At 49.4% G+C, this 25,592-nt stretch carries 22 protein-coding genes; 9 read left to right on the top strand and 13 right to left on the bottom strand.

The features are described from left to right. Positions 1 to 300: 300 nt before the first annotated feature. The 5 genes from EVJ30_RS07015 to EVJ30_RS07035 all read right to left on the bottom strand — a co-directional run bounded on the left by EVJ30_RS07015 (position 301) and on the right by EVJ30_RS07035 (position 4,567). Entirely contained in the window at positions 301 to 702 is a 402-nt protein-coding gene (locus tag EVJ30_RS07015) for a hypothetical protein (RefSeq protein WP_131457771.1), read from the bottom strand. Between the two features lie 100 nt (positions 703 to 802). Next, entirely contained in the window at positions 803 to 1,507 is a 705-nt protein-coding gene (locus tag EVJ30_RS07020; RefSeq protein WP_131457772.1) for a hypothetical protein, read from the bottom strand. A gap of 24 nt (positions 1,508 to 1,531) precedes the next feature. Further along, positions 1,532 to 2,485, bottom strand: coding sequence for an ABC transporter substrate-binding protein (locus EVJ30_RS07025; RefSeq protein ID WP_131441310.1), 954 nt, complete (start codon positions 2,483 to 2,485; stop codon positions 1,532 to 1,534). A gap of 19 nt (positions 2,486 to 2,504) precedes the next feature. Further along, positions 2,505 to 3,506 (bottom strand): FecCD family ABC transporter permease, encoded by a 1,002-nt coding sequence (locus tag EVJ30_RS07030; RefSeq protein WP_131468510.1) that lies wholly within the window; start codon positions 3,504 to 3,506, stop codon positions 2,505 to 2,507. Further along, positions 3,503 to 4,567: a FecCD family ABC transporter permease gene (locus EVJ30_RS07035; protein ID WP_131468512.1), complete on the bottom strand. Its 1,065-nt coding sequence runs from the start codon at positions 4,565 to 4,567 to the stop codon at positions 3,503 to 3,505. Before EVJ30_RS07035 ends, EVJ30_RS07030 begins: the two co-directional genes overlap by 4 nt. Positions 4,568 to 4,704: 137 nt before the next feature. On the opposite strand from EVJ30_RS07035, the gene EVJ30_RS07040 reads away from it, so the two are divergent. Both EVJ30_RS07040 and EVJ30_RS07045 read left to right on the top strand, forming a co-directional pair. Then, on the top strand, positions 4,705 to 5,541 hold the full coding sequence (locus EVJ30_RS07040) for an aldo/keto reductase (protein WP_131468514.1): 837 nt from the start codon (positions 4,705 to 4,707) through the stop codon (positions 5,539 to 5,541). A 73-nt stretch (positions 5,542 to 5,614) separates the two neighbouring features. Beyond that, positions 5,615 to 6,016: a DUF4304 domain-containing protein gene (locus EVJ30_RS07045; RefSeq protein WP_161567367.1), complete on the top strand. Its 402-nt coding sequence runs from the start codon at positions 5,615 to 5,617 to the stop codon at positions 6,014 to 6,016. A gap of 12 nt (positions 6,017 to 6,028) precedes the next feature. Here EVJ30_RS07045 and EVJ30_RS07050 read toward each other — a convergent pair whose 3' ends face one another. The 3 genes from EVJ30_RS07050 to EVJ30_RS07060 are packed head-to-tail and all read right to left on the bottom strand — an operon-like array spanning position 6,029 to position 8,271. Further along, positions 6,029 to 6,844 (bottom strand): MetQ/NlpA family ABC transporter substrate-binding protein, encoded by an 816-nt coding sequence (locus EVJ30_RS07050; RefSeq protein WP_131468518.1) that lies wholly within the window; start codon positions 6,842 to 6,844, stop codon positions 6,029 to 6,031. 25 nt (positions 6,845 to 6,869) lie between these two features. Next, positions 6,870 to 7,532, bottom strand: a complete 663-nt coding sequence (locus EVJ30_RS07055; protein WP_071398721.1) for a methionine ABC transporter permease — start codon at positions 7,530 to 7,532, stop codon at positions 6,870 to 6,872. Continuing rightward, positions 7,525 to 8,271, bottom strand: coding sequence for a methionine ABC transporter ATP-binding protein (locus tag EVJ30_RS07060; protein ID WP_131457776.1), 747 nt, complete (start codon positions 8,269 to 8,271; stop codon positions 7,525 to 7,527). Before EVJ30_RS07060 ends, EVJ30_RS07055 begins: the two co-directional genes overlap by 8 nt. A 190-nt stretch (positions 8,272 to 8,461) precedes the next feature. On the opposite strand from EVJ30_RS07060, the gene EVJ30_RS07065 reads away from it, so the two are divergent. Further along, the gene (locus tag EVJ30_RS07065; protein WP_131468520.1) at positions 8,462 to 10,246 is read left to right on the top strand and encodes an SLC13 family permease; all 1,785 of its coding nucleotides are present in this window, start codon (positions 8,462 to 8,464) and stop codon (positions 10,244 to 10,246) included. 48 nt (positions 10,247 to 10,294) lie between these two features. Here EVJ30_RS07065 and EVJ30_RS07070 read toward each other — a convergent pair whose 3' ends face one another. Beyond that, positions 10,295 to 11,038 (bottom strand): hypothetical protein, encoded by a 744-nt coding sequence (locus tag EVJ30_RS07070; RefSeq protein WP_131457778.1) that lies wholly within the window; start codon positions 11,036 to 11,038, stop codon positions 10,295 to 10,297. Positions 11,039 to 11,230: 192 nt separating this feature from the next. Here EVJ30_RS07070 and adhP point away from each other — a divergent pair, with 192 nt between their 5' ends. The 3 genes from adhP (at position 11,231) to EVJ30_RS07085 (ending at position 13,487) form a co-directional block, all read left to right on the top strand. Then, on the top strand, positions 11,231 to 12,262 hold the full coding sequence (adhP, locus tag EVJ30_RS07075) for an alcohol dehydrogenase AdhP (RefSeq protein WP_070328005.1): 1,032 nt from the start codon (positions 11,231 to 11,233) through the stop codon (positions 12,260 to 12,262). Positions 12,263 to 12,423: 161 nt separating this feature from the next. After that, on the top strand, positions 12,424 to 12,858 hold the full coding sequence (locus tag EVJ30_RS07080; protein ID WP_070328004.1) for a MarR family winged helix-turn-helix transcriptional regulator: 435 nt from the start codon (positions 12,424 to 12,426) through the stop codon (positions 12,856 to 12,858). A 104-nt stretch (positions 12,859 to 12,962) separates the two neighbouring features. After that, on the top strand, positions 12,963 to 13,487 hold the full coding sequence (locus EVJ30_RS07085; RefSeq protein WP_016510581.1) for a CarD family transcriptional regulator: 525 nt from the start codon (positions 12,963 to 12,965) through the stop codon (positions 13,485 to 13,487). A gap of 88 nt (positions 13,488 to 13,575) precedes the next feature. Here EVJ30_RS07085 and mqo read toward each other — a convergent pair whose 3' ends face one another. After that, on the bottom strand, positions 13,576 to 15,075 hold the full coding sequence (gene mqo / locus EVJ30_RS07090) for a malate dehydrogenase (quinone) (RefSeq protein ID WP_131468522.1): 1,500 nt from the start codon (positions 15,073 to 15,075) through the stop codon (positions 13,576 to 13,578). A 242-nt stretch (positions 15,076 to 15,317) separates the two neighbouring features. On the opposite strand from mqo, the gene EVJ30_RS07095 reads away from it, so the two are divergent. Continuing rightward, positions 15,318 to 15,731 carry a (deoxy)nucleoside triphosphate pyrophosphohydrolase gene (locus EVJ30_RS07095; protein WP_131468524.1) on the top strand — a complete coding sequence of 138 codons (414 nt, stop codon included), beginning with the start codon at positions 15,318 to 15,320 and terminating at the stop codon, positions 15,729 to 15,731. A gap of 20 nt (positions 15,732 to 15,751) precedes the next feature. On the opposite strand, the gene EVJ30_RS07100 is transcribed toward EVJ30_RS07095, so the two are convergent. Continuing rightward, on the bottom strand, positions 15,752 to 18,631 hold the full coding sequence (locus EVJ30_RS07100) for a DEAD/DEAH box helicase (protein ID WP_131468526.1): 2,880 nt from the start codon (positions 18,629 to 18,631) through the stop codon (positions 15,752 to 15,754). 112 nt (positions 18,632 to 18,743) lie between these two features. Between EVJ30_RS07100 and EVJ30_RS07105 the strand changes: the two genes are divergently transcribed. Then, positions 18,744 to 19,286 (top strand): histidine phosphatase family protein, encoded by a 543-nt coding sequence (locus EVJ30_RS07105; protein ID WP_131457783.1) that lies wholly within the window; start codon positions 18,744 to 18,746, stop codon positions 19,284 to 19,286. Between the two features lie 47 nt (positions 19,287 to 19,333). Here the strand turns inward: EVJ30_RS07105 and EVJ30_RS07110 are convergent, their stop codons facing one another. Beyond that, entirely contained in the window at positions 19,334 to 20,197 is an 864-nt protein-coding gene (locus EVJ30_RS07110; protein WP_131457784.1) for a DegV family protein, read from the bottom strand. A gap of 259 nt (positions 20,198 to 20,456) precedes the next feature. Here EVJ30_RS07110 and mprF point away from each other — a divergent pair, with 259 nt between their 5' ends. Next, positions 20,457 to 22,955 carry a bifunctional lysylphosphatidylglycerol flippase/synthetase MprF gene (mprF, locus tag EVJ30_RS07115; protein ID WP_236636030.1) on the top strand — a complete coding sequence of 833 codons (2,499 nt, stop codon included), beginning with the start codon at positions 20,457 to 20,459 and terminating at the stop codon, positions 22,953 to 22,955. A gap of 47 nt (positions 22,956 to 23,002) precedes the next feature. On the opposite strand, the gene EVJ30_RS07120 is transcribed toward mprF, so the two are convergent. Next, positions 23,003 to 25,393, bottom strand: coding sequence for a carbohydrate binding domain-containing protein (locus EVJ30_RS07120; protein ID WP_201739065.1), 2,391 nt, complete (start codon positions 25,391 to 25,393; stop codon positions 23,003 to 23,005). Positions 25,394 to 25,592 lie beyond the last annotated feature (199 nt).

The following is a 25,592-nucleotide window of genomic DNA, read 5'->3' on the forward strand; positions in this document are numbered from 1 at the left end:
TGGCATCATCGGGATCGCCTCCAGGATGTGTAGTTATAGCCAGTTTAGTCCGAAACGGCAAGGACGTACAGCGTCGCCCCGAGGGCACGCCGACTCCCGGGGGAACAGCGGGCAAGGCGAGACCCAGCAGCGACATCGTCGCGATGCGGCTCGCTGACCGCCCCCAGGAAAGCGGCGTGCCGGACAGGGCGGCTCGAAGGGCAATGAAAGCAGATGAGCGTCATCCCATCCGGGACGACGCTCATCTGCTTAAAATCATTTGAAGTTTTTCAGTGCCCTCCCACGTGGGGACGAGTTTTTTTATAGTTCAAACGACTTCCCAGTGTCCGGGATGAACAGGATCGACTCCCCCGTCTCCGTTTCAAATACATACGCGACAGTTGAAACGAACGGATTCCATTCGTCCCCGTTCGTTCGCACACTTTCCGTATAAGTGACGCTCCCGTGCGTTGTGGACAATTCTTGTTCCGCGGCAGCGACCGAGTAAGTCGGAATCGAAAGTACGGTCGTAGTGCCGACTAAAAACACACTCACAAATGCGGACCATACTTTACGTCTCGGATACGTGAGCTTCACTAAAATCAATATCGAAATCATCCAACCGATCGGCACACCAAATGTCGCCGCACCCCCGTACCAAGCGTCATTCACGTAAAGTAACGCAACCGCCACTATCAAACCGATTGTCCACCACAACTTCATCCCAATCACCTCACTCATATTATCTCAAAAAATAATAATTCTTCAATCGAAATGAACGCATTTAAAAACCGCTCGGCAACGCACGAGCGGTTTCAACAAATCAATTATGCAACAACGGACACGTTCCGCAACATGAGGAACGATCACGATTTTGTTTCACGTACGCCAAGCAACAATGTTTGCGCACATAATAGCTCTCAGTTCCATTATCGATTAGCTTGAACGTCATATTCAACGGATTTGCGCTTTTCACTCCGTCATCGATCAGCGTATGCAGGTTCTGACGATATTCGTCTGCATGTTCAGGCTCTGATTGCTCCATCTGTAAATCGATTTGAAATAGATTATGTGAAATCAGGCTATACATGTGAGACAATTTTGCTTTTGTTTCGTCTGAAACTTTTGTTAGCAAAGGAGTAAGGTGACTGGTAAGCCAGCGAACCCAGGCTTCGTTCGTGTCGTGTCCGTCTTGAGACGAAAACACGTCATATTTATGAATAACAAATTCCATACAACCATCCTCGATGCACCGAATCCCGCCGCTATTAAGACGTGGAATTACTAGACAATCGAATCGGTTGAATGCGTCGAGTAACCCCATGAACAAAACCGAATAGCGTTTGGCAAACAGTGTCCCTGCCACGACCGGATGACAGTTTTCCATTTGCTGTTGTTGATGCCGTAGAAGGGAAGAGACCACACTTGCATCCGTCAGCAACTCATCGTAAGAAAAGTCTAGTGATGACGTCGAATCGATCACAATTCCATATTCGTCTTTTAAATAGCGATGCATTTCATCAGTCATCATGACTCCTCCTTTCTGTGCGGCTTATTTCAGTAGATGTCCTTCAAGTTGATCCATGATCAAATTTCGTCCTTTAGGTCCCCAGGCCATGTATACCCAATAGTCGTCAGGATGAACTTGATTTTTTTGAACGGCCGGGACGGATTGCCAAAGGTTACTGTTTTTAATCTCTTCCATGTGAGCTTTCCCGTTATTGTCGACTTGGAAAAATAAATGGTCAGCGTCAATTTCAGGCACTTTTTCGAAAGATAATTCACTCGATCCACCATCCGCTGGTACCATGTTCGCGGCATTTAATTTCAGATTCTCATACATCAACGTGTTCAACGGATGATCTGTTTTCGCATAAATGTTAAGACCTCGATCTTTCGGGCGCACGCGAAGGAATGCAACTTTTTCATCCCCTAGTTCAGTTTCAAATTGCGCAGATAACTCTTCCGCACGATCATTTGTCTGTTGGATGATATTTTCCGCTTCTGTTTCTTTACCGAACACTTCTGCTACTTTCAAAAAGTTCGTCTCCCACTCTTTCGGGTCCACGTCTCCCTCTTCCGAACCAATCAATATGGTCGGCGCAATCGCGTTCAATTGGTCATAAGATTCTTTCAACCAGACATCCCCGATGATAACGTCTGGTTCTGTCGCCATAATCGCTTCAAAATTCCCTTGATATGGGTCACCGACACGCTGGGCATCTTTCAAATCTTCTTGTAGATAAGGCAAGACCCCATCGCCAATTTGCTCAAAACCATTCGTGACACCGACCGGCGTAATGCCGAGTGACAACAAATAATCTTCCCATCCAGGGACAAGAACGACTACCTTCTCAACATCTGATGAAAGTTCTGTCGTCCCTCCGGCATGTTCAATCGTTCGTTTTTCAGTCGTCGCTGTTTTCGTCTCAGTCTCTGACTGGGCACATCCAACACCGATCACTAAAAGGAGTGCCGCCATTGTGGCAAGCCATAAATGTTTCATATCTCATCCTGCTTTCTGTTTATATTTTTTTAGCGAGCAAATGTAAAAAGTAAGGGGCTCCGATGATTGCGATAACAATTCCCGCCGGTATCTCACTAGGCTGTAAAATAAGGCGTCCGATTGTGTCAGCTGTCAAAACGAGCAGTGCTCCCACTAGACCTGAAATCGGAATAACATACCGATGCTTTGTCCCGATCAGTTGCTTCGTCAAGTGAGGTGCGATCAAACCGACAAAGCTAATGCCGCCACCGACGGCCACACAAGCGCTAGCAACCGCTACCGCAATCCAGCTCAACCACAGCCGGGTCTGTTCCACTTTCACCCCTAAGCCGACAGCCATGTCTTCTTTAAACGTCAACACATCTAAATAGCGGCTGCGGTACATTAAGAGCCCTCCACCGATCAAGAGCCAAGGGAGCAGTGAAGCAACTTTTTCCCAAGAAGCACCCCAAATACTGCCGGCCAACCAAAGTTTTGTGAATTGGTACTGAAAAGGATTCAACGCAAGTGTCAATACGATCATTAACGCACTCATTCCAGACGCCACACCGATTCCAACTAGAATTAACCGAATCGGCGGTGTTCCTTCGTTCCGATTGTAAGCTAACACATAAATGATGAAGGCGGTTAGCACCCCACCGATTAGCGCGACCACCGGTAAGCTGACCGCTTGAATCCACTCGTTTGAAGTGGTCGGCAACAAAGTGACGAATAATACGACGAATAGCCCTGCCCCGCCATTGATGCCTAATATACCTGGTTCAGCTAAGCTGTTTCGCATCGTCGCTTGTAAAGTAGCCCCTGAAATAGCAAGTCCGAAGCCGATGAATGAAGCCAAGAAAATTCGCGGCAACCTCAAATCGAACAAGATCATTGTCTGTTGACTTGTCCCTTGACCGAAGAGGGTGTCTAACACTTCTTGTGGAGTAAGGGATATGAACCCTGAATTGATGCTATACAGTGCGACCATCCACCAACTCACAATGAGCATACCGGTCCAAGCAATATATGGCTTTCTCATAGTTCACGCCTCGCTTTTCTCGCGATGTGTAGGAAGAACGGGACCCCAATCAAAGCTAAAATTGCACCCACTGGGATTTCATAAGGTGGATTGATGGTTCGGGCCAACAGGTCAGAGATAAGCAATAACAAAGCACCGTATATAGCCGAACAAGGAATGATGTATCGATAGTCAACTCCGACAATCCCGCGAACCATATGAGGAACTACTAAACCGATAAAGCCGATTGGACCGACCATCGAGACCGAGGCACCGGCTAACAGTAGGACGACTAACGCTAGTATAAATTTCGATTTCTTAACATCTTCTCCTAAACCAATCGCCACATCTTCACCAAGACTTAACGTCGTAACTTTGCGACTGAATAGAATCGCAAACATCAACATGGCGACAATCCATGGTGCCACGACTTTTAATTGTTCGAACGAAACACCGATGAGTCCTCCGGCATACCAAAATGCCACATCTTGCGACACTTTAAAATAGATGGTGACTGCTTCACTTAAAGCAAAAAATAAGGCCGAGACTGCCGAACCAGCCAACACGAGACGCAGTGCGGTAACTTGACCGTATAAGCTCGTCACACCGAACGTTAAACCCATACTTATTACAGCTCCGATGAACGTAATAAACATTAACAGCGTAAACGAGATGTTCGGGAAAAATACGAATGAAATCGCCAATGCGAATGCAGCGCCTGCGTTAATCCCAAGAATACCCGGATCCGCTAAGCTATTTCGTGTCACTCCTTGCATGATGGCTCCAGCTACGGCAAAGGATGCTCCAACGAGTATAGCCGCAAACACTCTTGGCAAACGCAAATCCCAAATCACAACGTGTTGGGCATTAGATGAATCATAATGAAAAATGGCGTCTTGAATAGCAGAGATAGGGATTGTGGCTGCCCCGACTGTAATTGAGTAACTTGACACAATCACGATTGAACATAAGCCAAAAAGTATCCAATACGTAAATTTAATTAAATTTGATTTTGCTTGAATGAGTCGCACGTCAATTCCTTTCCGCTTCTTTTCATAGATAATGATAATCATTATCAACATAAGTATTATTCTTTACCTGCCTCAATCAGTCAAGGCTATTTTGTATAAAAATAGTTTTTAATACAGTTCAAACGTTTCATTCCCCGGGAAAGTGGAATAGCGGACAAGAGAACGGATTTTGAATGAGGAGGCATTTTATGAACATTCCGACCATCAAACTACACGACGGTTACGAGATTCCGGCTATCGGACTCGGCACTGTCTTCTTACGAGGTGAGGCCGGTGTCGACGCCATCACTAGCGCGATCCGTAACGGTTATCGTCTCATCGACTCAGCGATTCGCTACGATAACGAAGGCGCGCTCGGGGAAGCAGTCCGGCAGTCCGGCATCCCGCGTGAGCAGTTATTTTTGACGTCGAAACTGCGTGGTCAATATTTCGATTATGATGAGGCCCTCAATATGATTCAAGAGTCGCTCTACCGGGCCAACCTCGACTATTGGGACTTATTTTTACTCCACTGGCCGAACCCGAAGCAAGATAAATACGTCGAGGCATGGCGCGCGCTCATCCAAGCGAAAAAGAACGGATGGATCCGCTCGATCGGCGCCTCGAACTTCATGCCTGAGCATCTCGATCGCTTGATCGAAGAGACGGGTGAGACACCGGTCATCAACCAAATCGAGCTCCATCCCTACTTCTCCCAAGTCGAGCAACGTCAAGCCGACAAAGAGCGAGATATCGTCACTGAGGCGTGGAGTCCGCTCAGCCGGGCCCGGACAGTCATTCATGACGAGACAATCACCGAGCTCGCCAACCAAAAAGGTAAGACCGTGTCGCAGGTCATCCTGCGTTGGCACATCCAGCTTGGCGTCATCCCGCTCCCGCGTTCGTCGAGCGAGCTACACCAACAAGAAAATCTCGACGTCTTCAACTTCGAGTTGACCGAGGACGAGATGGAGACCATCAATGCGTTGACGAAACCGGATGGCCGCATCGACAACCAAGACCCGAGAGAGTATGAAGAGTTTTAACAAAACAGGATTGAGCGTGCGCTCAATCCTGTTTTTCTATATATTCGAACTAAACCACTCAAAGGAGAATCTTATGCTATCACAACAACGAAAAAACATGATTGTCATCCTGAAACGAGAGGTAGTTCCTTATTTACGGTCGCATCAATTCAAAGGCTCGTTTCCTCACTTTCGGCGCGTTCAATCAGACCAAATGGATTTAGTCACCTTTCAATTCAATCGTCATGGTGGCTCGTTCACTGTCGTGTTGGCTCAAGCTCCAGCCACTGTTTTTCTGACACCTTGGGGAGAACAAATCAGCCCACAAAAAATGACCGCCCACGATGTCGACGTCGACGCGCGACGAAGACTAGGCAGTCATTCTCCATATGAAGACGGTATTTGGTTCTCTTACGAATCAGCTCAGTTGGAACAAGACTATATACGCGTGGCGCAACAAGTCATTGATTCATTTGAACAACACATTTCACTTTGAGCGCAAAATTAATTAAAACGCCGGGATCGCCGTTTCGTCGTAATTCTCTTCTAAGAACGCACGGACTTCGTCGCTCGTGAGCGCTTCACCGAGTTTCTGGATCGCTTCATCGTCCTTGTTGTCTTCACGGGCGATGAGCGTGATGGCGAAGTCGTTCTCGACCCCTTCCGTCAAGAGCGCGTCGCTCTTCGGTGTAAGGTTGAGCGGTGCCGCGTACGCCGGCGTCATGAGGACCGCGTCGACGTCGTCATAGGCACGCGCGAGCATGAGAAGGTCGACTTCTTCAAACTTAAGGTTTTTCGGGTTGTCCGTGATGTCCGCTTGCGTGTAGTACGAACCGGTCTTCTCCCCAAGTTTGATCACGTCGTGCTGCGCGAGCAGCGAAAGTGAGCGGTCGATGTTCGAGACGTCGTTCGCGATCGCGATCGTCGCGCCTTCTGGGATGTCGTCGATGTTGTCGTACTCTTTCGAGTAGACGCCGTAGTTGGCGAAATAGATCGGTTCAATCGGAACGAGGTTGGCGTCATTGCTGCGGTTGAACTCTTCCATATACGGGACGTGCTGGAAGAAGTTCGCATCGACTTCTTTCGCCGCGAGCGCCGTGTTCGGTTGCACGTTGTCGCCGAGGACGACGATTTCGAGTTCGATGTTGTCTTCCGCGAGCTGGTCTTTCGCGATCTCGAGCATGTCGGTCATCGGCGGGATGAGCGAGGCGACTTTGAGCGTCTGCGGCTCGTTCGTCGGTGCTTCCGTCGTTGTTTCGTTGTCAGTTCCACACGCCGCGAGGACGAGTGTGAGTGAGGCGAAGAGTGCCATTAATTTTTTCATTGATTTTCCTTCTTTCTGTAGGTGATTAGCGTTTATCGATGACCCGGGCCACCGTCGTACCGGTGAACTGAATCAGCTGGACGAAGACGAGCATGATGAAGATCATATACAGCATAAGCTCCGTCTTGAACTGTTGATAGCCGTAGCGGATGGCGAAGTCGCCGATGCCGCCGCCCCCGACCACCCCCATGATGGTCGAGTACGAGATGAAGCTGATGATCGACGTCGTCAGCCCGAGGACGAGTCCGGACCGGGCCTCGACGTATAAGAATTTGAAGATGACGTCTTTGATCGACGCCCCCATCGATACGGCCGCCTCGACGACGCCGCGCGGGACGTCTAGGAGCGACTGTTCGACGAGACGAGAGTAGTGGGCGATGGCGATGATCGCGAGTGGCACGGTCGCTGCCGCCGTCCCAAGCGCCGTTCCGATGATGAGCCGCGTAAATGGAATCAAAAACACGACGAGGAGCAGGAACGGGAACGAGCGGACGATGTTGACGACCAAGTTGAGCACCGAGAAGACGGCCCGATTCTCGAGCAACTGCCCTTTCCGAGACAAGTAGAGCCACGTTCCGAGCGGTAAGCCGACGAGGACGGCGGCGAGGATCGAGACGCCGACCATGATGAACGTCTCACCGATCGAGCGCCAAATCTCGGTCTGATATTGAACGAGCACGTCAGGCATTCGGCTCACCCGCCTTTCGCAACTCGTTGACGAACCAAGCCGGATTATTGTCGATTTCCGGGACACCACGCGGGACGAGATCGAGCGTCTCATACACCGATCCATCCGCCATGACGGTCACGCGGTCACACACTTGCTTGATGACGTCCATCTCGTGGGTGACGATGACGATCGTGACACCGAGCGCCTCGTTGATCGACTTCAGCACGCCGAGGATTTCGGCCGTCGTGTTCGGGTCGAGCGACGAAGTCGGCTCGTCACACAACAAGACGTGCGGTTCGTTCGCGAGCGCCCGGGCGATGGCGACGCGTTGCTTTTGCCCGCCGCTCAGCTGGGCCGGGTACTTGTCCTTAAACGACTCGAGTCCGACAAAGCGGAGGCATTCGAGCACCCGTTCCTCGTGCTTCGCCTGCGGTCGTCGTGCCAGTTTAAGCGGGGCGACCACGTTGTCATATACCGTCTTGTTGCCGACGAGGTTGAACTGTTGAAAGATCATCCCGATGACGTGTCGCTGTTCGCGGAGTTGCCGGCTCGATAGACTCGTCAGTTCGTTCCCATCGACCGTGACCGTCCCTGCGTCCGGCGTCTCGAGCAAGTTCATCAGGCGCAGCAGCGTCGACTTGCCGGCACCGCTCGCACCGATGATGCCATACATCTCGCCTCGTTCAATCTGGAGCGAGACGTCACGGACCGCCTCGTCACGACCAAACTGTTTGCTTACATTCGTTAACGTGATCATAGACCGTCCCCTTTCTTTCATACTGAAAAAGTGGATGATAACCGTTCTTCATTTTAGCGAACTAAAGAGCAATTGTCAGTTGAGGCGGCTCATCAAAATGGTTCGGTTTGAGCTTGAAGTACGTTTTACTTCACTTTAAGCCTTCTAGACACTTATAATAAAATTAATAAATACCACAGGGGGTATGTGAATGACTACCGAAATACTATTGACCTTCGCTGTCTTGGCGCTAGCGATCATCTTATTCGTCACTGATAAACTCCGGACCGACCTCGTCGCCGTCTTGATCATGGTCATCTTGCCATGGACCGGTGTCATCACGGCTAATGAGGCATTTTCTGGATTCGCGTCAAACGCTGTCATTTCTGTCATCGGGGTTATGTTGATCGGTTACGGTATCGAACGTTCCGGCATCATGGCCGTCGTCGCAGAATTTATCACGAAACGAGTCGGGGTCAAAGAGAAGAACGTCATGGCAACGACATCGACAACCGTAGGACTCATCTCGGCGTTCATGCAAAACATCGGCGCGGCCGCCTTATTCTTACCAGCCTTAAAGCGGATCAGTAAAAATGCCAACATCCCGGCTTCCAAGCTGATCATGCCGATGGGGTTCGCCGCCATTCTCGGGGGCACACTGACGATGGTCGCTTCGGGTCCGCTCATCATCTTGAACGACTTGTTGACCGAGTCCGGGTTTGACGCTTTAAACTTGTTCGCTGTCACACCAATCGGTCTCGTTTTGCTCGCGACCGGCATCCTCTACTTCTACTTCGCGGGCGGCCTCGTCTTGCCGAAAGCGTCGGGGGAAACGCAGACGACGAGCGCTTCTTTCATGGAAGAAACACACCATTTGACGACCGACATCCATGAGCTAGACGTCAACGCTCGCCTTGCCGGACAAACGATTGAACAACTCGACATTTGGTCGACGTATGGGATCAACATTCTCGCACTTCGTGAAGGTGGGAGCCACGTCTATGGCCCTTGGCGCAAGACACACCTCGCCATCGGGCAGACGCTCGCCATCCTCGGAACGGACGAGGCGATCAGTCGCTTCGCGGCCGATTATGAACTGACCGTCAAACCTGAACTCGAATACTTCGCCTCGCTTGAAAATGAAGATGAGAGCGGATTCGCTGAGATCATCATCCCGCCGACGTCGCCGTTCATCGGGAAGACGCTCCGCGATATTGGCTTCAGAAAAAATTTCCGACTTGAGCCGCTTGCCATCGTCGGAAGCGACGGTACGCAGACAAAACTGGAAAACGTCCCGTTCGAAGCCGGCATGCAACTCGTCGTCTACGGCAGCTGGAAAGATTTGATCAATTTGCGGAACGGTCGCGAAGTCGCGATTTTAAGCGATGTGAAAGCACCCGAACTCGCACCACAGCAAAACAAGAAAAAACCAGCCTTGTTTTCAATCATCGTCGCCCTCGGTCTCGTCTTTCTCGGTTTTCCACTGTCGCTCAGCTTCTTTACGGGAGCCCTGCTGATGATTTTACTCGGTGTCATCCCGAAAGATGAGATTTACCCAGCCATTGACTGGAAGACCGTGTTCTTACTAGCCGGGCTCATCCCGCTCGGTATAGCCTTTGAAAAGAGTGGCGCTGCCGCTTATACGGCGGACGCCATCGTCAATCTCGTTGGCGGGTGGAGCACGCTCGCAATTCTATTCATCATCGGGATCATCACGATGTTCTTCTCACTCTTCATGTCAAACGTGGCAGCGACCGTCTTGCTCGTCCCGCTCGTTCTGATGATGGCCGATACGTTCAACATCGATCCGATCGGTCTCGCGCTACTTGTCGCGGTATCGGCTTCGAACTCGTTCATTTTACCGACCCATCAAGTCAACGCCTTCATCATGGGACCGGGTGGTTACCGCAACGCGGACTATATGAAGGCCGGAGGAGTCATGAGCCTCCTCTTCCTTGTTGTCTCGGTTATGATGATTTATGTGCTATATATGTAACGTTCGAAAAGGCAGAAAGCGCGATCGCGCTTTCTGCCTTTTGTGCACTCAAATCGGGTGACGCTTGAAATGGTCGGCGATATGAGACCGCATCGCGTCACGGTTCTCAGCGAAGATACGATGTCGGTGTCCGTTTCCGCCTGACGGATGCGGAAACCCGCTCACGACACGTTCTGGTGCGACGAGTCCTCGAGCGACGAGCGTCTCGACGGCCCGACGCACGTTGACACCCATCGGTAAAATGAGCGCATCTTCGAGGACGGCCATCTCGTCGGCGAAACTTCCCTCGACGTATGAACGGAACAGCTCCGTTCTTAACATGTCCGGACTCGAACCGTTATAGTTCTTGCCTTTGTAGAAGACCGGATAAGGCAACACAGCGGTGTTCTGCACGAGATGGTTCGCCTCACCGAACAAGTCGAGCGTCGATTCGATCTGGAGATGGTGATGCAAGTCCAAGTCGTCGAGCATCGTCACCAAGTTCTTCCGAATCGGCCCTGAGAAGCTGCCGCGCTGTTTGACGGCCTGGAGCGCTGCTTCATCCGAGGCGTCAGCCAAGTCGCGGATCGCCTCGAACGACTGTCGCATTTGATAGAGACCCGGCGTGATGCCAGCAATGACGATTTTAGCATTCGGATTGATGTATTCGAACGGGGCATAATAAATGGTCAATTGCTTCTTCGGGTCTTCCTCGAGAAGGAACATCTCGCTCTTCAACGTCGTTTCGTCCATATCAGGAAGCTCAATGATTTTCTGTTTATAGGCTTGAAACAGGTCGGTGCGTGTCGGCACGATTCATCCCCCTTTCGTGTTCTGTCTCATACTGTTTCCCGAAATCTATATGTGAAAAAAGTTCATGAAAGCGACAAGATTCCGCCGTTAGTTAAGCGTTTTCATTCCCTTTTTTATGCTATTCTTTTCTTATCAGTTTGGTAATTACATATCTTTAATTACCTATAATTAGGATGGGGAGCGTGGGATAAAGTGAAAGCAGTCGTAGTCAATTCATCTAACAAAGCGAATATCGAAGTGGTTGAAAAGGAGTTGCGCCCACTAAATTCTGGAGAGGCGCTTGTCGACGTCGAGTATTGTGGCGTATGTCACACGGACCTACACGTTGCCGCGGGAGATTTCGGTGATGTCCAAGGCCGCGTACTCGGACACGAAGGCATCGGGATCGTTTCAAAAATTGCTGACGACGTAACGAGTTTGAAAGTCGGAGACCGCGTCAGTATCGCCTGGATGTATCATGCCTGCGGGCGTTGTGAGTACTGTACGACCGGACGCGAAACGTTCTGCCGCCACGTACAAAACGCTGGATATAGCGTTGATGGCGGGATGGCCGAGCAAAGTATCGTAATGGCCGATTTCACTGTCAAAGTACCAGACGGACTCGATCCGGCACAAGCTTCGAGTATCACGTGTGCCGGTGTCACGACGTATAAAGCCATTAAAGTGGCTGACGTGAAGCCAGGTCAAATCGTTGTTATCTATGGATGCGGTGGTCTTGGTAACCTGGCAATTCAGTACGCCAAACACGTGTTCAATGCGTACGTCGTCGCAGTCGACATCAATGATGACAAACTCAAACTCGCTAAAGACAGTGGCGCCGATATGATCATCAATCCAGTGACAGAGGGCGCTGCGGACAAAATCATCCAAGAGCAACTCGGGGGCGCACATGCTGCGGTCGTCACGGCCGTTTCAAAAGTAGCCTTCAACTCTGCGGTCGACGCTGTAAGAGCGTGTGGAAAAGTTGTCGCGGTCGGACTTCCGTCTGAAACAATGGATTTGAATATCCCACGTCTCGTCCTCGATGGCATCGAAGTCGTCGGATCACTCGTCGGTACACGTAAAGACTTAGAAGAGGCTTTCCAATTCGGGGCCGAAGGAAAGGTCGTACCGGTCGTCCAGAAACGTTGCCTCCACGAAGTCCAAGATATTTTCGAAGAGATGGAACAAGGTAAAATTCAAGGACGAATGGTCATCGATTTCAAAAATAAAGAATGCCAGTAAAAAAAACGAGGCCATTTGGTCTCGTTTTTTTACTAGCGTCTAAACCGGGTCATCGTATGACATGATCATCTGTTCAGTTGAAATTGAGATACTAGCGCATTGACGCGCCCTATCCGCTTTTGTATAGTTAGGAACGACAAAACAGAATAGGAGTGACCAATTTGACTCCATACGAACAACTTACGCCAACGCACCTTTTGGATCTGCTCGGTGAGCGCCACGATCAAATCCGACGCATTAGCGAACGGGCATGGAACGAACAACATGATATTTACATCTCCAACTCGGAATGGTACATCCTCGCCCGCATCTACCGAAAGAATCCGACCATCTCCGAAGTGACACGGAACGTCCATGTGTCACGCCAGGCGATCCATAAACTGATCAAGAACTTGAAGACAAAAGAGCTCGTCACGGTGACCGACCACCCGACGAGCCGAAAAGACAAATGCATTCAGCTGACCGACCTCGGTATCCGCTGTTATGAACAAAACGAGGCGCTAAAAGCCGATCTCGAACAAAAAATTGCCACGACACTTGGCGACGATGCGTTTAATCAATTGCAGACGTTGCTCCAAACCGACTGGAAACTCTGATCTCTTCTCATCATAAGAAGAGGTTTTTTCCGTCTGTGCGGCCTTCAATGTCAACCGGGTTGACAATTTACATCAATTACCTCTATAATGGATATTAGGAAGAGGTGATCGATTTGTTCAAAATTGATGATTTAATCATCTATTCGACCCACGGAGTTTGTCGCATTGACGAAATTTCCGATATGACGGTCGCAGGTGAGACGAAGTCGTACTATACGCTCCATCCAATCAACAACGCGCAGAAGCTACAGATCAGTATTCCGGTCGATAGTGACAAAGTCATGATGTTGACACTCTTGGAAGCTAAAGAAGCAAAAGAGATCCTCGAATCGTTCCGCTCTCCTGGTGTCGAATGGAATCCCCATCCGAATAACCGGAACCGCGAATTCTTGCATGTCGTTCATTCGGGCAACCGTCACGATATCGCTCAAGTCATCAACACGCTTGCTCGGAGACAAACCGAAGCAGTCTCGTTGAACAAAAAGTTATATGAACAGGATCGTAAGATTTTAGAAAACGCTAAAACGATTCTTGTGAAAGAACTTTCACTCGCGCTTCATTTGTCGGAAGAAGTCATCGATCAACAGATTGCCGCTTATTTGAGCGCTGAACCTGTTGCCGCCACTTGATTGGACCCTTCTATATGAAGAGGTCTTTTTTTATGTCAAAATTTAAAAGAAAAAGCGAGAATATTTTCGCATTCTCGCTTCAACTGATTCAATTGTGTACGACACCCTTTTCTTTCAAACCGAGCGCCATTGCCGTCGATTCGTGGATCGTCTTGAACAGCTCAGGATGGTCTGAGAGCGAGATGCCGTATGATGGCACCATCGCCTTGATTTTCGGTTCCCATTCCGGCAACTGCTCAGGGAAGCACTGCTCGAGCACTTTCAACATGACGTGGACGGCAGTCGACGCACCGGGTGATGCACCGAGGAGTGCCGCGACCGAACCGTCTTCCGCACTGACGACCTCTGTCCCGAATTGGAGCGTGCCTTTGCCTGCTGGCGTGTCTTTAATGACTTGCACTCGTTGACCGGCGACGACGATTTCCCAATCCTCGTTTTTTGCGGTCGGGATGAACTCACGGAGCTCGTCCATCCGCTTGTCGTGCGACAAGAGCACTTGCTCGATCAAATATTTCGTGAGCGGCATCTCTTTCGCCCCGGCCGCGAGCATCGTTACGACGTTGTACGGTTTGACCGATTGAATGAGGTCGAGGTTCGAGCCCGTCTTCAAGAACTTCGGCGTAAAGCCGGCGAACGGTCCGAACAAGAGCTCTTTCCGTCCATCGATGTAACGTGTATCAAGATGCGGCACCGACATCGGCGGCGCGCCGACTTTCGCCTTGCCGTATACTTTGGCGTGGTGCTGCTCGATGACGTCACGGTTTTTACAGACGAGGAACAATCCGCTCACCGGGAATCCGCCGATATGCTTCGACTCGGGGATACCCGTCTTTTGCAACAGCGCCAAGCTGCCGCCACCGCCGCCGATAAAGAGGAACGGCGCCGTATGCGTCTCGATCGTATTCGCCTCGATGTCCTTCACTTTCACTTCCCATAGCCCGTCTGGCAGCCGTGTCACGTCCTCGACGCTATGCTTGTAGTTGACCTCGACGTCATGATTTGTCAAATGGTCAAACAGCACCCGCGTGAGCGCACCAAAGTTGACGTCCGTCCCTGAGTCAATTTTCGTCGCGGCGATCGGCTCATCGATCGTGCGACCTTCCATGACGATCGGCATCCATTCGCGCAACTGCTCCGGATTGTCCGATAAGACCATGCCTTCGAACAACGGATTATTTGTTAGCGCTTCCAAACGTTTCTTCAAGAAGCGGATATCTTTCTCCCCTTGGACCATGCTCATATGTGGGATCGAGCGGATAAAGTCTTCCGGTTGTTGAATCAATCCTTTGTTCACCAAATGCGCCCAAAACTGGCGCGAGATTTGGAACTGCTCGTTGACGTTGATCGCTTTTGAGATGTCGAGCGTGCCGTCCGAATTCTCGGTCGTATAGTTCAACTCGCAGAGGGCGGCATGCCCCGTTCCTGCGTTATTCCACTCGTTCGAGCTCTCTTCCCCTGCGCTTGCGAGCTTCTCAAACACTTTGACTTCCCACTCTGGTATGAGCTCTTTAAAGAGCGACCCGAGCGTCGCGCTCATAATTCCCGCACCAATCAAAATGACGTCTGTTCTCTTTTGGACACTGCTCATGAAAACCCCATCCTTCTCCCCTGAATTTGTGTATGAAACGCCTCAGTAAATCCCCATTCGCCGATCGTTTCTTTGTAATCGTTATACTGATTATAACGCTTTTGTGATGAAAGATAAGGGTTAAGTACGGAAAACATCCGTGAAACTTTTTATCGGGTTTACACTTCGGAAATCGCCGACGTCACACTTTGTTTCGAATGGTATGATGAAGGCAACTAAACGAACAGAGCGAGGTCAGAAGTATGAAGAAAAAAGTAAAAGTTGTCGCAGCTGTAATCGAAAATGATCAGCAAGAGATTTTGTGCGCGCTTCGCTCAACCGATATGCTCATCTCAAATATGTGGGAGTTTCCTGGTGGGAAAGTCGAAGCCGGTGAAAAGCTACAAGAAGCACTTGAGCGAGAAATTCTTGAAGAGTTAAACTGTGAAATCACAGCGCATGAAGTGATTAATGAACACGTTCATGAATATGAGACGTTTATCATTCAATTGATCTCACTGCGTGCTGAATTGAAGTCAGGCACTCCGGTTGCAACGGAACATGACGCCTTGATCTGGTTGAAACGAGAAAACTTACATTCCCTCGTCTGGGCGCCAGCAGATATCCCTGCCGTAAATGACGTCATCAATCAAACGACGAAAGCCGAGAACGTGTAAAAAACACGGCTCGGCTTTTTTCAATGCGTTTGTTCATGAAGGTAGTCGTAGATTTGTTGATCGACGCTTTCCTGTAAAAGTAAATTCATCGTTACTACAGACAATTCCTGTCCATCTTGATTCAGCATTGTCGTATCTTGAACTGATTCCAGATCCGGGGTCACTTCTCCTAAGTAGTAGAAATCTCCACCTTCATCGTCGTCTTTTTTCACAAACAGATGAACGTCGATGTTTCGCTGTTTCGAATTCACAATTTTAATAACTTCTTCTGACTTAGTTGTTCTGCGACTTCTCGTAAACCAATGGAATACTTCAGGATTGATAAATGTATCTCCATAGTTCACACTTGCTTCCACGTCTTCACCTTTATGATACGTTACAAAAATCGGACACGTTTGATGCTTAACTTTGTAGCCGTATATCGTTGATTGCTCTTCTTTATCCCAGTTCAAAAGCCGGCACGCATCTTTTCTCGTATATTTCTCAAGTCTTGTCAAAGGTTTAGTTTGATCGTAACGCTCACTTCTTGCGAGCGAAGACTGTAACACGTCGTTAAACAAGCGGTAGAACCATTCATTTGTTAATAGCGACTGTAAGTGCGAAGACAACTGATACGCTTCATTGTCCAATGTAATGAGCGGGTGACTTCCGTATTTCAATTGATCTGCATCTTTGAAAAAGCCTAACGATAATACATTCTCTAAAGATTGCAGCGTTGCTTCGTCACAACGAACGCCTTGTTCAAGTAGCAAGTTCATAAACTTTTGTCTTGTCACTGTCTTCCGGTGTAGCAGTGCTTGTAACAACAAAACTTCATGAACTCGTTTCCCTGATAATAACTCTTGAGTCACCATCAATAACACTTGCGAATGAGAATGTGGAAGATTCGGAAGATCACGCTCTACTGTATTTAACAGTTCTCCATAGTGCCCCCTTTTCGTTCCCACGACAATTGGATCCATCGAATGATTTTCGATGAAATCAAGAAGCATTGGTGTACGGCCCAAACGGTTTTTTAGGTTTTGATAAGCTTCCTTCAATACTTTTAAATCCGTTAATCTTGCTTGGTTAATCGATTCATAAATACGTTCTTTTGCAATTGCTTCAAAATTGATTGTCGATGTTCCAGACATATAACTACGATCAATCACTTTCCGTCGAATCGAATCTTTATTTTGAGAATGGTCATCCGATAAAGCAACCGGAATTAAATAGTTATTTTTATAGTTTGCGATGAAATCGATTACTGTGACATACCGTTTCGAGTCATGTTTGCGCAATCCTCGTCCTAACTGTTGAACAAAAACAATACTCGACTCTGTCTGACGAAGCATAACGACTTGGTTAATGCTTGGAATATCAATTCCTTCGTTGAAGATATCAACTGTCAGAATATAATCTAAGCGCCCTTCTTCAAGATTCGCAACTTCAAGTCGCCGTTTCTCTTGTGAATCATCTCCAGTTAATGCACAAGTTCTAAATCCACGCCGATTCAATTCTTCAGATAATCGTTTTGCCTCTCGTTTTGAACTACAAAACATCAATCCGCACAAACGTTCTCCAGAAAATCCGTAGTAATCAATTTTTTCCACAATTCGTGTAACTCGCTCTAATGAAACGAGTTGATTAAACATATCCATTTCAACTTGATTTCCACTCACCGCAAGGTCTGTCACCCCAAAATAATGAAACGGGCACAGCATATCTTCTTCAAGCGCTTCTTGTAATCGGATTTCATACGCAATGTTGTAGTCAAACAGTTTAAACAAGTCATATCCGTCCGAACGCTCAGGAGTTGCCGTCATACCAAGTAAAAATCGCGGTGTAAAATACTCAATCATTCGTTGATACGTATTCGCACCGGCGCGATGACTTTCATCAATCAAAATATAGTCAAACGTATCCGGGTCAAATTGATTCAACGTCTCTTGTTTTGAAATCGTTTGAATCGTTGCGAACATATATTTAGCATTCGTTGCTCGGCTTGAACCCGAAAGGATACCAAAGTCTTCGTCTTTCCCGCCAATTACTCTTTGAAAATCTGCTTTTGCTTTTTGAAGAATTTGCTCTCGGTGAACGACGAACAGCATTCTATTCGGATGATAACGGCGTACATCAAAAGCGGCTAAATATGTTTTTCCTGTACCTGTAGCGGAAACGACGAGGGCACGCTGATTTCCTTGGGCACGAACTGCTTCGATTCCGTTTAAGGCAGCGAGCTGCATCGAATTCGGCTCTACTCGTAACGCGTCTTCGATTCGATTCACATCATACCGACTTGGAAACTCGGCAACCCGATCACCGAAGATCGGACGATAGACTCGTTCATACGCCGTAATCCATTCTGCCGTCAGCTGAATCGACTCATTCCACATGTCCTCAAATTGTAGTAAAAAGTGTTCAACAATTTCCCCATTCTCATGAGATGTCAATTTTACATTCCATTCATAATTCGTTTTTAACGCTCCAGACGTCAGATTGGAACTTCCAACAATTAATGAGTAGTATTCATTATGCTGAAAAATGTAACCTTTTGAATGAAACGCCTCAACTTCGGCGATGCGGACCTCAACGTTTTGAAGCTTAAGTAGTTCTTTAAAGACTTTTGGTTGGTTGAAGAATTGATACGTCGAGGTCATGATTTTTCCGCGAATTCCTTTTTCATGTAAGTCGAAGAGCGTCGATTTTAGTGTCGCTAACCCCGATTCGGTGATGAATGCGACAGAAAATAAAAAGGACCGACATACTTTTAACTCATCCGTCAAAGAAGTTAAGACGTCTTGCCGCTTGCTCTTCTCATTGACGAGTAGCTCTGGTTTAAATGGGCTGATATGATGATGATTCTTATCAAGAAACCCTTTTTCCAATGAATTTTTTAATTGGTCTGTAAAATGGCTCATTTGATCCTCCAGCTTGAATTATAATAAATTGAAATAATTCCTATTACATGAAATCGTTTTACATATATTTCATTATTATCTTCTCATCAAAAATGATCAAGGAGAATCCACCATGCCAACCATCTATCTCGTCCGTCATTGCTCGGCCACCGGTCAAGAGCCGGACGCTCCGCTCACGGAAACCGGTGAACAGCAAGCGCTCGACCTTTCTGCTTTCTTTCAAGACATCCCGATCGAGCGCATCATCTCAAGCGATTACACTCGGGCCGTCGCTTCAATCACACCTGTCGCTAACGAGCGGAACTTAACGATTGAACAGGAACCGAAGCTTCGTGAGCGCATCCTCTCGCTCGAACCGAGGGCTGATTGGTTCGACCTACTCCGCCACTCGTTCGACGACCCTTCGTTCAAGTTACCCGAAGCTGAATCGGGCCTAGACGCAACTGCTCGGATTTTGGACGTCGTCACTCAAATAAACGGTCCGACGATTCTCGTGACGCACGGCAATCTGCTCGCGCTCTTATTACAACATGTGGATAACCAGTTTGATTTCGAGACGTGGCGGAATCTTAGTAATCCGGACGTCTATCAGTTGAAAATTGTGGATAACTTTTTTTCAGTCAAACGCGTCTGGTCGGACCCGACCTGTGGATAACGTTATCCACAGAAAAAGCCGTCTCATCACGAGACGGCTTCACTGCTTCACTTTTCCACAAAGAACATCGAGATCGCACCTAGGCCGACGTGCGTGCCGACCGAGACACCCATCTGCATCAGATAGATCTCACCTTCGAAGTCCGATTCGGCTTGGATTTTCACTTTCAAGTTCTCAGCGATTTTCTGGTCCGACGTATAACCGATGATGATGAAGTTCGTGATGTCCTTGTCGTAGCGTTTAATGAACTCGTCCGTGTAGTGCTTGAGCACTTTCCGAGTTCCGCGTTCTTTGGCGACGATGGCACCTTTCCCGTTCTTCATGCTCATGATCGGCTTGACCATCAACAGCTTGCCGATGATCGCGCTCGCGTTCGAGATGCGGCCACTCTTGATCAAATGATCCAAGTCGTCGACCGACAAGAAGTGCTTCACTTTTATCTTATACGCCTCATTGAAGTCGACGAGTTCCTCGAACGTCGCACCCGCTTCACGCATCTGCGCGCTCTTCATAAGTAACCAACCACTGCCGTGGCTCATCGAACGGGAATCAACAATATGAATCTTCACCGTCGAATCCGGATGCGCCTCTTCAAAATATTCTTTGCCGAGCACGGCCGATTGATACGAACCACTCGTCCCACTCGACATGCAGATACATAAAATTTCGTGATGGCCGGCCGTGACGGCATCTTCCATCAGTTTCAAAAATGTCGCCGGGCTCGGCATCGCCGTCGTCGGAAATTCCGGTAGCGCTTCCAACATTCCGTAAAACTCATCGGGCTGAATATCGACGCGGTCTTCATACGATTTATTGTTCATCGTGATGATGAGTGGAGCTACACCGATATCATATTTTACTAAAATGTCGTCTGATAAATCGCAAGTTGAGTCGGCTAGTAATTTAATCATAATTTCCTCCAAAATGTCTCCTAAGGTGACGGGAATCGTCCTAGTTCACTACGCCGATCAAGACGTCAAGATAGGACACCTTTAGTGTACCAAATATAGGGGGTTTGATGTTTTTTTACTAGGCTCAATGTGCGACTTGTTCATGTTTTTGAATCGATGTGCGAATTCGGGTCGTATACACTACAGGATTAACTATTCCTGACAAGCAAAACAGCATATACTGCTAACACTAAGCTCGTAGCCGTAAGGAGAAAACATGATGCAAAAACGACTTTCTTGGAAGCAGCTGAAATGGTTGGTTCCATTCCTATTGATTGGCCTGATTCTTTATCAGAGCGGGCAAGAACTACAAAACTTATCGCTCGCAGCCGCCTTCTCGGCGTTAGAAAAACTGACAGGATTCGAACAATCCAGCTTGATTCTTCTCGGCTTGCTCGCTGTCCTGACGATGACCGGATACGACTACTTTTTACTCCGCTCATTGAACGTTCATATCCCGTTCCACAAGTTGCTTCGTGCGGCTTGGATCACCAACTCGATGAACGGCATGCTCGGGTTCGGCGGCGTCATCGGCATCGCACTCAGGACCTCGCTGTATCGTCCGTACACGGATACATTGCGACTGCTCCGGGCTATCGGTTGGATGACACCGACGCTGATCAGCGGACTGTCTCTACTGTCGATCGGGGTCCTATCCGGCCTATTTCCGGCCACAACGCTGATATCGACGAAGCAGTGGATTTGGCCCATATTGCTGGCAACGCTAGCCGTCTTGCCACTTTACATCTATATGACCCGCAAACGATCGAACTTGAGCTGGTCGACGTTACTCGGCTACATCGCCACATCATTCACGGAATGGGTGACAGCAGGACTCGTCGCCTTGTACGCCTTGTATCTCCTCGGCGGGGACGCCCCGATTGCTAGTATGCTGGGCGTATTCATCGTCGCCACAATCGTCGGGGTCGTTTCACTCGTCCCAGGCGGAGCCGGCTCGTTTGATCTATTGTATTTGGTCGGGATGACGCAGCTCGGCATCGATCAAGAGATTGTCTTGTCATCCTTGATCGTCTATCGGTTCGTCTACTTCATCGTCCCGTTCATGATTGGTTTGTTTTTAGCCGCGATCGCCTTCGGGGACCAGGTCGTCAAACAAATCGAATACAAACCGATCATCGGCTCATCGTATGAAATCGGGACGGTCGTCTGGCGCACCGTGTTGCGGACACTCGCCAAGACCGGTCGGCTCGCCGGCAGTCTGATCGCTTTGATGACGAGTCTCGTCCTCTGGTTTCAAACGCTGCTCCCGAGTGTGGCCCCGCTTTATGTGACAGCCCCTTGGATGCAATGGGTCGGGACGCTTTGTCTGTTCGTTGCCGGACTCCTGACGTTAGTGAGCACCTACGGCATGTATATCCGCACGAAACGGGTGCTGTGGATCACGGCTGTGTCGTTCTTCTTCGCGACGCTTGGTATATTCGCACGCGGGTTCAATTTGTTCGAAGCGTTGGTCGTGGTCGGATTTGCCTTGTTCGTTTGGCTGACCCGAAACCAGCACACCCGGTATCGCTCGATCCTGACCATCAGCCGCTTCTTCCGAAACGTGTTGTACGTCAGTCTATATGTCGGGACACATGCAATTTTGCTCCAGTCATTCAGTCAAAGCGACACGATTTTCTTTGAACCGGATCAAGCTGCCCTGTTAAGCGTGAGCGCTGTCATGATATCAGGCCTGCTATTGAGTGTCCTGTTCGTCTTGTTTAACCGTCTGAAGCGTCCCCGTCTTGGTGAGGCGTTCGAACCGGTGCGCTTTGAACGGTTCCAGACGACGCATGCGACATCACACACGTTTGATTTGGCTTACATGAATGACAAGCGCGTCTATTATGGGCCTGATGACAACGCCTGCCTGTTGTTCGCGTTATCTGGTAATCACGCAATCGTTTTAGGAGACATACAAGGTGAGACGAGTGCCGCCTCCGAGCTGTTGATTCAGTTCATTGAGGCGACCGATCATCTCGGCTATGTCCCGTTGTTCTATCAAGCCACACCGAACTGGATGCCGCGCCTGCATGACGCTGGCTTCACGTTTTTCAAGCTCGGCGAAGAGGCGACGATCAATGTCGATACGTTCTCACTGACAGGTAAAAAGCGTGCGAACATGCGCTCCCTAAACAACCAGTTCATAAAAAAAGGCTTTACCGTGGACGTGATCACGCGACCGAACGAGGCGATCATCACCTCGTTAAAAGATATTTCCGAAGAATGGATCGGTAATCGCAGTGAGAAAGGCTTCTCGCTCGGATTTTTCAACGAGCAGTCCCTATCCCATTATCCGATGGCGCTGCTGAAGGACGTCGATGGACAAATTGTCGCCTTCATCACGCTGCTGCGCGGGCATGGTACCGTATCGATTGACTTGATGCGCTCGTGTTGTGACGCCCCGCCCGGCTCAATCGAAGTACTGATTCTTCACGTAATCGAGTGGGCGCGGGAGAATGGGTATGCCGATGTCGGGCTCGGAGTCGCCCCACTCGCATCGGTCGGTGAGCATACGTTCGCTTACTGGCCCGAGCGGATCGCGGCGGACATCTTCGAGAACATCAGCTACATTTATCCGTTCAGTGGGTTAAGGCAATTTAAGAACAAGTTCAAACCGACATGGGAAGGCCGCTACTTGGCGTTCCGGCAACGACGGACGCTCCTGCCTTCCTTGTTGCGCACGGCCCGGCTCATCAGTCGAAAAAACGTTCAATGACACGCGAAAGGAGCGCCTCGAAAATGTCGAGACGCTCCTTGTTTGCATTATTTCGTTGTCACACTGACATTATCGATCGTCACATCGTGCGCACCGAGCGGCGAACCGTCCGTGCGTCCGAGCAAGAATTTCAATCCTGTCATATCGGTTTGACCCATCGTGAGCTCAAACTCATACGTTTTCGTCTCAGGTCCGACTTGAACGATTTGGCTCAAGTAACGCGTATACGCCGCGTTCTCGACCGTCACTTCCATGTTGCGCGCGACTGTCGAAGAAGCATCGAAACGGACGACGTACGTCTGTCCCTGGTGCAGTTCAAGACCGCCTTGCTCAAGCAAGACGCTCCAAGGTTCCTGTCCTTCTTGCCCGATCGAGATTTGAGCGGCTTCGTTCACCGCTTCAACCGCGGCTTGCGCATCGAAGTGCACGTAAGAGCCCCAATGTGTCAACCCGTCCGTGAACGATCCGTTCTTCAGCGGAGACGGGTCGATCGCGATCGGTGTCACGTCGAACAGTTTGACGTCGTCAAGCTCAATCGAGCCTTTCGCCGAGCCGAGCACGAACTGGAGCTGGCTCAACAGGTCTGTCGCTTGTCCCATCGTGAACGGGATCTCGATCGTTTCAAACTCGCGCGTCAACGCGACGTCTTGAAGCGGGAGATACGTGTTGCCGTCGGCTCCATTCAAACCGACTTGAAGTGCTTTGATGCGTTCCGCTCTCGCTTTAAAGCGCAACACGTAGTCATGACCTTCCGTCAGTTGAATCCCGTTTTGGACGAGCGTTGCCGGTTCGCCCTTTTTCGGGTTCGTCACGAACTTGAAGTGACGCAACTTCTCGTCAACTGTAGCCGTCCCTTTCGTTGCGCCCGGGTCGAACTGCCAGTATGTCAAGCGGTCCATCGCGCCTTGGTCAAACGTTCCGTTGTAGACCAAGTTCCCGTCGCCGAGCGCTGGTTTCGTAGCGTTCGGGTCGAGCGCTGCACGCTCGGTCTGTTCGACACGGACGTTCCCGATTTGAACGCCGGCCGTGCTGAGTCCGACATTGAACTCGAGACGTGCCGCGAGATCCGTGTCTTCCGCCATATCAAACGTCATCGAATATGTCTGTACGTCTGTCGTCAAATCGAATGAACCTTCATCCGAGTATTTCGCGTAGCCGCGGTCTGGTCCGCCGCCGACTTTCACGGCGATCGAACGGGCCGAATCGGCACTCGCGTCGAACGTCACTTTATAGTGTCCGCCTTTACCGAGCGAGACGTTTTGAATCAATTGGTGCGAATATGGCTGACTGCCGGCTTGAGTGATCGAGATGTCGGCAAAGCGTGAGCCTGCTTGTTCGATGACATCAACCGTCCCGACGCCGCCAAAGTCTGGCAAGGCCACATAGTTCCAGTACGTCGGATCGAGCGCTTGCGAACCGTTCGTCACGGTCGTGATCGGCTCCGTGTAATCTTGGTCGTAGACGAGGTTTCCGTCTTCAGACGGTTGTTTCGCTCCGTCCGGCAATACGATTTCTTCGTCCGTGTACACCGGTTCGACCGCCTTGCGGTAGTCGCGGTTCTGTAAATCGAACACACGGACGTAATCGACCTCCATCTCGGCCGGGAACGGTGTCGTCGCATCGACGTCCCCGTCAAACCAACCGCCGACGGCCAAGTTCATGATCAAGTAGAAGTTTTGGTCGAACGGCGCCGGGTAGCTGAACTTCGTCGCTTGGTTCAAACCTTTGGCGTACCAATCGTTTTGGGTCTGATACAGTTTTCCATCGACATACCAACGCAACTCGCCCGGCTCCCACTCGACGGCATATGTATGCCATTTGTCGATGCCGTTACCTTCTGCAAAGTGATAGTCTTTGCCCGTATACTTGTTGTTTGGCCACGTCTCACCGTAATGAATCGTCCCAGCGACTTTGTCTGGTTGACTGCCCCACGATTCCATGATGTCGATTTCACCCGAAGCGGCCCAACCACCGTAACGGTCATCTTCCGGAAGCATCCAAAACGCCGGCCATAGCCCTTTGCCGATTGGAAGTTTGGCCCGCATCTCGTAACGGCCGTACGTTTGATTGAACTTCCCTTTCGTCGTCAACTTCGCCGATGTATAGTCATACGTCCCAAGTTCGTCCGTCGTCTGCTCTTTTTGAGCCCGAATGACGAGCTTGCCGTCTTTTACGAAAGCGTTTTTGTTTTTGTCCGTATAAAATTGCTTCTCATTGTTTCCCCATCCTGGTGCCACTGGATTCCCATCCTTGCCGAGTAACCAGTTCCCCGTATCGAAATTCCATTTTGTCTGGTCGATCTCTTTCTTACTGAACTCATCCGCCCAGACGAGCTTCCATTTCGTATTGTCTTTTTTCTCTGGCTTTTCGGCAGATGCGCCTTGTGCGGCTGACAAGACAAGTCCGGTACCGAGAGCAAGTGCTACCCATTTCTTCATCAAAATTCCTCCTTTGACATAAATGAAGGCAGACACACTCCAGTCGTACCTGCCTCTCCTCTAACAACGCACGAACATTGAAAGCGTTTTCCGAAAGCGCTTTCGTTATGTCTATTATAATTTTTTCACCTACCTAGATTCAACCATTTTCTTGAAGTGAAATGAAAATGACACATAAAAAAGCACCAACCCATAAATC

The organism is Exiguobacterium sp. SH5S13 (assembly GCF_004337085.1).
In the GTDB taxonomy this organism is placed as follows: domain Bacteria; phylum Bacillota; class Bacilli; order Exiguobacteriales; family Exiguobacteriaceae; genus Exiguobacterium; species Exiguobacterium aurantiacum_A.